The 896-nt window shown below is 37.1% G+C and carries 2 protein-coding genes; both read right to left on the reverse strand.

The annotated features are described in order from the left end of the window. Positions 1–112 precede the first annotated feature (112 nt). Complete coding sequence (locus AK963_RS29720; protein WP_202969945.1) at positions 113–607, reverse strand: P-loop nucleotide/nucleoside kinase family protein; 495 nt, start codon at positions 605–607, stop codon at positions 113–115. 53 nt (positions 608–660) lie between these two features. Beyond that, the coding region (locus tag AK963_RS29725) for an integrase core domain-containing protein (protein WP_139117806.1) at positions 661–896 on the reverse strand (236 nt) is incomplete at its 5' end.

Genomic DNA, 896 nt, shown 5'->3' on the forward strand with positions numbered 1-896 from the left:
GATCATCCTGAGTTTTAATCTGACTGGCTATTTGATCTACCAGTTTTTCGTTGATTTCAACGCTCATTGTTATTCTCCATTTTGGAGTATTAACGACAAGCGTTTACACAATTTAAATTACATTCCCTTTGTACACTTTTATATCAAACTTTTCATCATTTGATGGTGGCTCAAAATAGCTTGTTACTTCATGGAACATGGCTTCCGTTGTAAAAGCGGAATCTTCTATTCCTTCACTCCTCATAGCCAATTGCTTTAAACACAGCTCATCACTTGCTTCAACATAGTGCAGTTGGTGTGGATACCCTAAATCAATAATTTCAAGAAACCATGATCTTTGTTTCTTAGTGTTCGCTGGAAAATCTAATACCACTGATATCCCTTCATCTAACAGGTTTAGAACATGTTCTTTGATTAAAGGCTTCAATCTCGATGAATACACTATGTAATCTTGAAATGTTCTAATTTCATCCTTAAATAGTTGCTCAAGCCATTCATCTTCTGAAATTAGAATCGTGTTATTTTCATTAGCAATTTCTTTGGATAACGTAGATTTTCCTGCTGCCATTTTTCCAGCAAAGAAGTGCATTCTTCCTTTATTCTTCACGATCTATCCTTATGCTGGTGTTACCCACGAAAAGTGGACACCTATTGTTGGTTTCACTCAACAGGACTTAAATATCCCAGTGATGAATGCCGTCTGATTCGGTTATAAAATATTTCGATGTATTCAAAGATTCCAGATCTGGCTTCTTCGATACTCTGAAATCGTTCGGCATAAACTAATTCAACTTTTAACCGGCTAAAGAATGACTCCATAGCTGCATTATCCCAGCAGTTACCAGGTCTGCTCATACTGGGCTCTCCACCATATCGCCGAATCAAACTCTGGTAAC

It is taken from the genome of Endozoicomonas atrinae (assembly GCF_001647025.1).
In the GTDB taxonomy this organism is placed as follows: Bacteria; Pseudomonadota; Gammaproteobacteria; order Pseudomonadales; family Endozoicomonadaceae; genus Endozoicomonas; species Endozoicomonas atrinae.